We start from the raw sequence: 8,665 nt of genomic DNA, 5'->3' as shown, positions 1-8,665 counted from the left end.
GACCCATCCCACGACTCACCCCAACCGACCGTCCCCCGGGGCCCCCCGCCCCCCCCCGCCCGAGTCCGTTTCAGAGCACCGCGTTGTCCGCGGCCCCGGGGAAGTCCGTGCCGAACGCGAGCTCCTTGCCGGCCTCGAACTCGGCCGTCAACCGGCCGAGCTTGACGCCGATGCGCCGCTGGGCGTCGCTGCCCAGAACGACCCAGTGCCGGGGCTCCGGCGCGGTGGCGACCTCGTAGATCGTCTCGGCGGCCCGCTTTGGGTCGCCGGGGAACATCTCGGGGGTGAGGCTGCCCATCATGGCGCGAAAGGCCCCGGATGTGGCCGCGTAGTCCTCGATGGCCTCGCCGGACACCCTCGTCCGGTTCTCGATGCCGGTACGGAAGGAACCGGGCTGGATGATCATCGCGTGCAGGCCGATGGGTGCGATCTCCTGCCACAGGGCCTCCGTGAAGCCCTCCAACGCGAACTTGCTTGCGGAGTAGAAACCGTTGGCGGGCAGACTCGCCAGACCGTCCATGGAGGAGACGTTGACGATGACGCCGCTGCGCCGGCCGCGCATACCGGGCAGCACCTCCCGGGTGAGGGCGACCGCCCCGAAGAAGTTGACCTCGAACAGCCTGCGGTAGTCACTCTCCTCCTGCTCCTCCAGAGCACCGACGAAATCGATGGCGGCGTTGTTGACGAGGATGTCGATGGAACCGAAGCGCTTCTCGGCGGCGCGCACCGCCGCGACACGGTCTGCGGCGTCGGTCACGTCGAGCCTGATCGCCAGCGCGGTCCGCGGGTAGCGCGACGCCAGTTCGGTGGTGGCCTGCGTCGAACTGGCCGTCGCCACCACCTGGTCGCCCTGTGCCAAAACGTATTCGGCGAGGGCTTTGCCCAGGCCGCTGGAAGCGCCGGTGATGAGCCAGGTCTTGCGAGACATGAGGAATCTCCTTCGAATCGGGGCGGGGGGTGTCATGGAGCGGGGGTGTTGCGGGGGAGCAGGGAGGGGGCGCGGCTACTCCCCGGCAGGGAAGTCCGCAGCGCCGCCCGCCGCAGCCCACTTCCGCGTCTCCGCGGCACGGACATCGCCCGCTGCCAGGGCCATGGCGACGGCCTGGGCACCGAGCAGGAGCCGGCGCGGCGGGTCGTCGTCGTTGACGACGTCGATGAGGACCTTGGCGGCGCGCACCGGGTCGCCCGGCTGCGTGCCGTTGTTCTCCGCGCGGTAGGTGTTCATGACGCCGACGGTCTGCTCGTAGTCGGGACCCACGGCGTGCAACTCCATCGACGATCCCTGCCAATCCGTCCGGAAGGCGCCCGGCTCGACGATGACGACCTTGACGCCGAAGGGAGCGACCTCGTTGGCCAGTACCTCGGAGAAGCCCTCCACGGCGAACTTCGCACTCTGGTAGGCGCCCATGCCCGGCGTGCCGCCCACCCGGCCCCCGAGGGAGGAGAACTGCACGAACGTTCCCGAACGCTGCCCGCGCAGCACCGGAAGCGCGGCCCGCGTGACGTTCACCACCCCGAAGAAGTTCGCCTCGAACTGGGCGCGGAAGTCACCCTCCGTCATTTCCTCGATCGGGCCGCTGTTGGCGAAGCCGGCGTTGTTCACCACCACGTCCAACCGGCCGAAGGTCTCGACAGCCGCCCGAACCGCCGCATGGGCCGCGGCGGTGTCGGTGACATCCAGGCGGACCGCCCGGACTCGCTCGCCGTAGCGGAGGACCAGATCCTGCAACTGCTCCGGACGCCGGGCAGTGGCCAGCAGCCGGTCACCGGCCTCCAGAACCGCTTCCGACAGGGCGCGTCCGAAACCCCGGGACGCGCCGGTGATCAACCATGTACGAGTCATGTGTGTTCTCTGTTCCTCTTCGGTTGTTCGAACTCTTGGGAAAGGAGCACCTGAAGAGGCCGCGCAACGCGGCGCAAGTCGCCAAATCGTGTGCTTCGACCGAGAACGTGTGAACGGGACGTCGTCCAGTCTTGACCGCCGTGCCGCAGGAGACGTCCGTCCTTTGACTGCCGGGGCGTTCCGCTCGGGCGTCTACGAATCCGTCTCATGACTTACGCACCTGGGCGCCGGCGCCGGGCATGCGGCCTGACCAGCGATGAAGGGCTCCGGCTCGGATGCGGCGCGCATGGCGATGGGCGAGCTCGCCGGGTGACAGAAACTTCGAGTACCGGCTTGACGGGTGATATGTGTGAGCGCCATGATTGCGTCACCGCTTCGACCGGTGATGCAGACGATGTCCTGATCCAGGACCTGTGCTCCCCGTCCGAGGCAACGGCCGGCCGTTGCGCGACAACGCCACCATCGCCAGAGCCGCCTGCGCCGCCTTCCGACCGCAGGCCCCGTGCTCCCCCGGCGCGGGGCCTGCTGCCCCCTCAGCCACACGCACCCGTGGCCTTGGGACACACAAACGGCAGTCGGCGGCTCCTGATGCTCAAGAGGACTGATGCGGGACGTGTCGCCCTCGCCGACAGCGAGATCGACGCGCATCCCCCACACCCACGACCGAACGTCGAACAAGTGGAAGCGAGATCACAGCCATGGACATGAAGCTCGAAGTCGTCATTCTGCCGGTGTCCAACATCGACGCTGCCAAGAGCTTCTACGCGGAGCGATTGGGCTGGCGCCTCGACGCCGACTTCCCGATCGACGACGGTTACCGGATCGTGCAGGTAACCCCGCCCGGCTCCGAGTGCTCGATCATCTTCGGCGAGGGCCTCACCACGCAGGAGGCGGGCACACTCCACGGTCTCCAGTTGACCGTCACCGACATCGTCAGGGCATACGAGGAGCTGGAGGCGCGCGATGTGCAGGTCTCCGGTCCGTTCCGCGACGAAACGGGCGCCTTCCACCACGCCGGTGGCACCCACCGGGTGCCCGGTCCGCACCCCGAGCGAGCCGACTACGGCAGCTTCGCGGCCTTCAAGGACCCCGACGGCAACGAGTGGTTCCTCCAGGAAGTCACCGAGCGCGCCCCCGGCCGATGAGCCCCGGTCCCGATACCGCCGACCCCCGCGAGCCCGGTGGCCACGCCAACCACCGATCGACGACACCCGGCCGGCCCCCGTCCACCGGAGTACTCATGACGACCGAGAACATCCGCACCTACGACGTCATAGTGATCGGCGCAGGACCCGTCGGCGAGAACGTCGCGGACCGCACCACCGCCGCAGGCCTGAGCACCGTCATCGTGGAGAGCGAACTGGTCGGTGGCGAGTGCTCGTACTGGGCCTGCGAACCCGGCAAGGCACTGCTGCGCCCCGTTCTGTTCCGCGCCGACGCCGTACACATTCCCGGGCTCGACCCCGCAGTCAAAGGCCCACTGGCGGCCGAGGCCGTCCTCGCGCACCGCAACCGCATGTCAGCGGACTGGAAGGACGATGGCCAAACCGAGTGGATCAAGTCGGTCGGCACGATCTGCTGCGTGGCCACGGACGTCTGACGGGGGATCGCGAAGTGTCGGTGGAAACCACCGACGGCGACACCGTCCGCCTGCGCGCCCGCCACGCCGTGCCGGTCGAGCGCCTCCGGCACGCCGTACCGGCTTTTCCCACCATCAGTGAGGTGTGGCTGCGCCTGTTGGAGACCAGGCGGGACTCATGATTGCAGACGTCGGTTCGCCTCGTCCGGCTCCGCCAGGCTGTACATGACGGAACGCTGCTGCTTGTGGCGCTGGACATGTCCCTTGGCGACCAGGGACTCCAAGGTGTTTCGCACCACCTGGGGTGTGGGGTCGCGGTCCGGGTGCTTCTCCAGAAGTTCGTCCCGCAACTCTTTCGCCAGACGTGGCTCCTGGTGGGTGCCGAGCAAGTTCGACAGGAGTTCACCGAGACGTGGCCGGCGCGGTTCCCCCTTCCCGCCGGCCTGCGCCGGGGTGTCTGCCGGAGCGGTCCCGACCGACGCCGAACGCCGCGAAGCGACGGGTGCACGCTCAGCTTTCGCGAGAGGCTCGTCCTGTGCCTGTTCGGGCAGACGGGACGCGTCCGCGAAGCCTTCATATCGCTCGGCGAGGTCCAGGATGTCCGTCAGGAGGGCTTCCTCCTGTTTCAACAGCGTGATCCTTGCCGCCAACTCCTGCTGTCGCCGACGGTTCTCCTTGAGGTCCGATGCGGTTTGTTCCACGTACCGCGATCGGAGCGCGGCGGTCGACTGGCTGGTCACAACCGTTCACTCCTTCGATGGATGACGTTTCGCATGATACCCGTGTCGAAGTGTCCGCGCGGAAAAGTGTCGACGTCGGAGGATCGGTCGAAACATGTTCATCCCGCACTGCCGGCGTCGATGCGCCCGCTCCTGCCGACGATCCTGCATGACGTTGCACGTCGGACGCCGCGGTGTCGTTTCGCGGATGTGGATACGTGACCTGCGGGCATTCCGGGCGTGGCGGGATACCGTCCGCGCACATGTGCCGCCGGACAAGGACGCGACAGCAGGGCGATACGTATGCAGCAGTTTTACCTTGCGACGGTTCCAAGGGTCGTGTGAGCTTCAAGTGTTCTACGCATCTCGAAGCGACACCTCGGCATACGCCGTGTACGTACCGCGCGAGGGTCGACGGAGCCCCCGCCGAGGCCGTGTGACGCCCGGCGTCAGGGTCAGTGCGCTGCCACGGCGTCCGCGGTCTTCTTGCGCGCGCGGTAGGCGGCGGCCTTGATCCTGTTGCCGCAGGATTCCATGCCGCACCACTGGCGGCGCATACCGCGGGAGCGGTCGATGTAGACGCGAGTGCACGCGGGATTGCCACACTCCTTCAGCAGCGGGACGTCCGGGCCGCTGAGCAGTTCGACGGCCTGTCGGGCGACGGTCGCCAGCGCCTGCGCGGGCGTCGCCTCGACGAGCCGCCCGGTCTTGGTGAGCTGCGGCGTCACCGGGGTTTTGCGCGCGGCGGCGTTGACCACGTCGAGCGCTTCCTGGTCGAATTCCTCGCCGAGACGGCAGTCCGTGACGAGCCGATAGACGGCCTCGCGCACGACCGTCGCCTCGTGCACGTCGTGCTCCTCGCCGGGAGTGATCGTGTCCACCAGTCCGGACTCCCGGTACCAGGCGTTGAGCCGCTCAGGCGTCACGAGCATCTCGAACTGTGTCGAGCGCCGGGCACGGAGAGTCGCCGCGAAGTCCAGTGCGGGGTGCTCGCAGACGAAGACATGGTTGAGATTCACATCACCATCTTGACAGGTGACTACTGCGTGACGCAAGGATCGTCACCGTTTCAGGGGGTGCACTCGCACGACCGGGACCGCGGACAAGGGGTGACGTCGGGGGTGCGCCGCTTTCGGCCCCGCACCGTCGAATGACCCAACACGTGCTCCTTGCGCGGAGTCCGATCGGACCCATCGACGGGACGAGAGAACGGGTGGTCCGTGACTCAGGACCGTCAACTGACTGTTGTCGCGGCATATGGCGGCTGCCAAGGTGTGACCAGGCCGAAGGTATTCACACCGCCTCTGCCGTCACCGTATAAACCGGTGATAACGTCTCGATCGGTCGTCGACGAACCTGCCTCGGGTTGCATACGAGTCACGGAGATGTGCATGCGGAGCTTGTCCGTGTGAACCCGTTGACCGACCACCATTCTGCCCAAGTGATGTGCACACGTGTTGCTGCTGCCCGGTGCACACTCGCTTCTTCGATAGGAAAGAAATGATGCGACTTCTGACCCTTCTCGCGGCCGGCGTCCCGCTGGCAGCTGCGGTGTACCTTCCGGGTGGCGCTTCGGCGGCCGCCGAGATTTCCACCGACTCCGCGCCGTCCAACTGCTCGACCGTCTCCGTGAAGGCTCCGGCCGGCACCAGGGTGGAGTCGGTGACCTCGGTCCGCAACGAGGGAGGGACCATCAACAACACCGGGATCCTGGTCGGCTCGGTCGCCGATGTCCCGGCCTTCTGCGACGTGACGGTCACCCTCACTCACCCGGGGGACGGTGACCACGCCAAGGTGCGGACCTGGCTGCCGGTGACCGGCTGGAACGGGCGCTTCCAGGCGCTCGGCGGCAGCGCCTACGGAGCCGGTGACGGAGGTGTCGGTATGGGCACCGCCGTCAAGAACGGCTACGCGGCGACGACCACGGACGCCGGCGTCGGTGACGTCCTCGACACCAGCTGGGCACTGAACGACAAGGGCCGGGTCGACACCGCGCTGTTGCAGAACTTCGCCTCCCGCTCCCAGCACGAAGCGGCGGTCGTCGGCAAGGAGGTCGTCGACGCGGTCTACGGCAAGCGCGCCGCCTACTCCTACTTCACCGGCTGCTCCACCGGCGGACGCCAGGGCTACATGGAGGCTCAGCGCTACCCCGACGACTACGACGGCATCCTCGCGGGCGCGCCCGCCGTCAACTGGGACGAGTTCGAGGTCGCCACCCTGTGGCCGCAGGTGGTGATGAACAACGAGAAGACCCACCCGAGCACCTGTGAACTCGACACCTTCACCGACGCCGCCGTCAAGGCCTGCGACCCAGGCGACGGCGTCAAGGACGGCCTGGTCGAGGACCCGGACCGGTGCAATTTCGACCCCCGCACGCTGATCGGCACCAAAGTCGTGTGCAACGGTCAGGAGATGACCATCACGGCGGCCGACGCCGCCGTCGTGCGAAAGATCTGGGACGGCCCGCGGACCCCCTCGGGCAAGAAGCTGTGGGCCGGCGTCCCGATCGGGGCCGACCTGAAGGGCCTGGCGAACACCAACGCGCCGGACGCCGACGGCAACGTCACGGGAGCACCCTTCCCCGTGCCCGCCCTGTGGGTTCGGCTCTGGCTGAAGCAGGACCCGTCCTTCGACCTCTCGACGATCACGTACAGCCAGTTCACGGAGCTGTTCAAGCAGTCCCAGGCCCAGTACGACAAGGTCATCGGTACGGACGACCCCGACCTGTCCGCCTACCGCAACTCCGGTGGCAAGCTGTTGACATGGCACGGACTGGCCGACCAGTTCATCCCCGCCCAGGGCACCGTGCAGTACCGCGAGCAGGTCGAGCGGAAGATGGGCGGCGCCAAGCGGGTCGACGACTTCTACCGCCTCTTCCTCGCGCCGGGCACGGCCCATTGCGGCCTCAACGGCTCGACCGACGGCCTGGCCGCCCTGACCGCCTGGGTCGAGCACGGCAAGGCTCCCAGGACGCTCCCCGCCACCCTGACCAACGCCTCCGGCCAAACCGTCACCCGTGACCTGTGCACCTACCCGCAGGTGTCCGGCTACAGGGGCCACGGAGACCCGGCCGTCGCCTCCAGCTTCCGGTGCGTTTCCCCGTCCCGGCACTGACCGTGCCGCCGACCCCCACGACGTGAGAAAGGACCAACCATCATGAGCACGCAGACAGCTACGTCGTCGAGTCGGGTGGCCCGCGAGCGATCCTTCCTGCCGAGGCTCTACCTGTGCCGCGGCGTGCTGGCCGTGGTGTGGGCCCTGGCGTTCGCCCGGGCCCACGAGGACGTCGACGCGCCGGCCATCACCCTGCTGGTCGCCTACCCGCTGATCGACGCGGTGTCCTCGCTGATCGACTACCGCGTCACCCCCGCTGGTTCGGGGCGTCGGATCACGGCGTTCAACGGGGTGCTCAGCGTGGCGGCCGCCATCGCGGTCGGCGTCGCAGGCGCGGGCGGCGTGGAACCGGTGCTCCATGTGTTCGGCGCCTGGGCCGCCATCTCCGGTGTCGCCCAAGTGATCGTCGGCCTGCGGCGGCGCGGCCCCGAGTTCGGCAAGCAGTGGCCGACCCTGATCTCCGGCGGGTTGTCCTTCCTCGTCGGCATCTTCTACAACATCCAGGCCCAGGGCGACAAGCCCTCGCTCGACGTGCTGTCGACGTACGCCACGGGCGGTGGAATCTTCTTCATCGCCCAGGCTCTGCTGCTGGGCTGGAGGGCCCGCCGGCCGGGCACCCGAACCAGCTGACCTTCCTGCGGAGCTTGTTCTCGACCCGCGTCCCCCCACGGGATGCCGGTGGCGAATCGTGACCGACGACCGCGGCGAGGAACTCCGGTCTCCGAGACTTGTTCTCGGGGGCCGGAGTTCGCTGTCGTGGGGGTGCGCGACGCCGATGCGTGGTGTGGAACCCGGCGAGGTTTTGGTCGAGGCGGCTGACGCAGCGCACGGGGGCGGCCCGCCCGGTCGCCGGGGCGGTCCGACCGAGACGGGCGAACAGGACGCGCCGAACCCCGTCACCGAGGTCGAGGCCATCGTCGCGATGGTGCGCGACCCGGAAACGACCGGAGTCGTCCAGGACGACCCGGCGGAACGACCGTCGCCCTCGGAACATCCGGTCGACGCCGGCCGTATCGACGCGCCTGCGATCGTCCGCGCGTGATCGGTACGGGCCGGATCCCGTCGGACCTACCGCTGTGGCCACCAACCGGCGGGCCAGGTCCGGCGATTGCACCGCCGAAGACTTCACCATCGATGGGGACGCGCGGCGGGTGGGAGGCATGGGAGGCGGTCACGGCCCGAGGGAACCGGAACGATTTTCGGGCCGGGGCGCCGGCCACCCGGGTCCGAATCAACGGCGGCGACCGGTGGTACGACGCCGAACCGGTGGCCGACGGCGAGCGGACGGCAGGTTGCCCCGGGTCGGCGTCGTTCGTCCGCGAGACCGGGCGCCGACGGCGCGGGGGGGCGGGGCCCCCCCCGGGCCCCCCCCGGCCCCCCCGAGCGGGGGGGGGGGGGGGGGGGCCGCCC

8 protein-coding genes and 1 pseudogene are annotated in these 8,665 nt (G+C 68.6%); 5 read left to right on the top strand and 4 right to left on the bottom strand.

What is annotated here, in order from left to right:
* Positions 1-70: 70 nt before the first annotated feature.
* Together ABZS54_RS40510 and ABZS54_RS40505 are read right to left on the bottom strand one after the other, a co-directional pair.
* Positions 71-928 carry an SDR family NAD(P)-dependent oxidoreductase gene (locus tag ABZS54_RS40510; protein ID WP_355547673.1) on the bottom strand — a complete coding sequence of 286 codons (858 nt, stop codon included), beginning with the start codon at positions 926-928 and terminating at the stop codon, positions 71-73.
* Positions 929-1,003: 75 nt separating this feature from the next.
* Complete coding sequence (locus ABZS54_RS40505; protein WP_355547670.1) at positions 1,004-1,843, bottom strand: oxidoreductase; 840 nt, start codon at positions 1,841-1,843, stop codon at positions 1,004-1,006.
* A gap of 698 nt (positions 1,844-2,541) precedes the next feature.
* Here ABZS54_RS40505 and ABZS54_RS40500 point away from each other — a divergent pair.
* Positions 2,542-2,988 (top strand): VOC family protein, encoded by a 447-nt coding sequence (locus ABZS54_RS40500; RefSeq protein ID WP_355547667.1) that lies wholly within the window; start codon positions 2,542-2,544, stop codon positions 2,986-2,988.
* Positions 2,989-3,083: 95 nt separating this feature from the next.
* Positions 3,084-3,520: pseudogene (locus ABZS54_RS40495) on the top strand (FAD-dependent oxidoreductase); the annotation flags it as partial.
* A 78-nt stretch (positions 3,521-3,598) separates the two neighbouring features.
* Here ABZS54_RS40495 and ABZS54_RS40490 read toward each other — a convergent pair.
* Together ABZS54_RS40490 and ABZS54_RS40485 are read right to left on the bottom strand one after the other, a co-directional pair.
* A complete protein-coding gene (locus tag ABZS54_RS40490) occupies positions 3,599-4,162 on the bottom strand; it encodes a hypothetical protein (protein WP_355547664.1) in 564 nt (187 codons plus the stop codon).
* A 434-nt stretch (positions 4,163-4,596) separates the two neighbouring features.
* On the bottom strand, positions 4,597-5,160 hold the full coding sequence (locus tag ABZS54_RS40485) for a CGNR zinc finger domain-containing protein (RefSeq protein WP_355547661.1): 564 nt from the start codon (positions 5,158-5,160) through the stop codon (positions 4,597-4,599).
* A 481-nt stretch (positions 5,161-5,641) separates the two neighbouring features.
* On the opposite strand from ABZS54_RS40485, the gene ABZS54_RS40480 reads away from it, so the two are divergent.
* The 3 genes from ABZS54_RS40480 (at position 5,642) to ABZS54_RS40470 (ending at position 8,297) form a co-directional block, all read left to right on the top strand.
* Positions 5,642-7,255, top strand: coding sequence for a tannase/feruloyl esterase family alpha/beta hydrolase (locus ABZS54_RS40480; protein WP_355547658.1), 1,614 nt, complete (start codon positions 5,642-5,644; stop codon positions 7,253-7,255).
* 42 nt (positions 7,256-7,297) lie between these two features.
* Positions 7,298-7,885, top strand: a complete 588-nt coding sequence (locus ABZS54_RS40475; RefSeq protein ID WP_355547656.1) for a DUF308 domain-containing protein — start codon at positions 7,298-7,300, stop codon at positions 7,883-7,885.
* Positions 7,886-8,030: 145 nt separating this feature from the next.
* Positions 8,031-8,297: a hypothetical protein gene (locus ABZS54_RS40470; protein ID WP_355547653.1), complete on the top strand. Its 267-nt coding sequence runs from the start codon at positions 8,031-8,033 to the stop codon at positions 8,295-8,297.
* Positions 8,298-8,665: the final 368 nt, after the last annotated feature.

Origin of the sequence: Embleya sp. NPDC005575, assembly GCF_040605455.1 — a bacterium.
GTDB lineage: Bacteria > Actinomycetota > Actinomycetes > Streptomycetales > Streptomycetaceae > Embleya.
The sequence above is the reverse complement of the archived record's forward strand: the minus strand, read 5'-3'. Positions and strand labels throughout refer to the sequence as shown.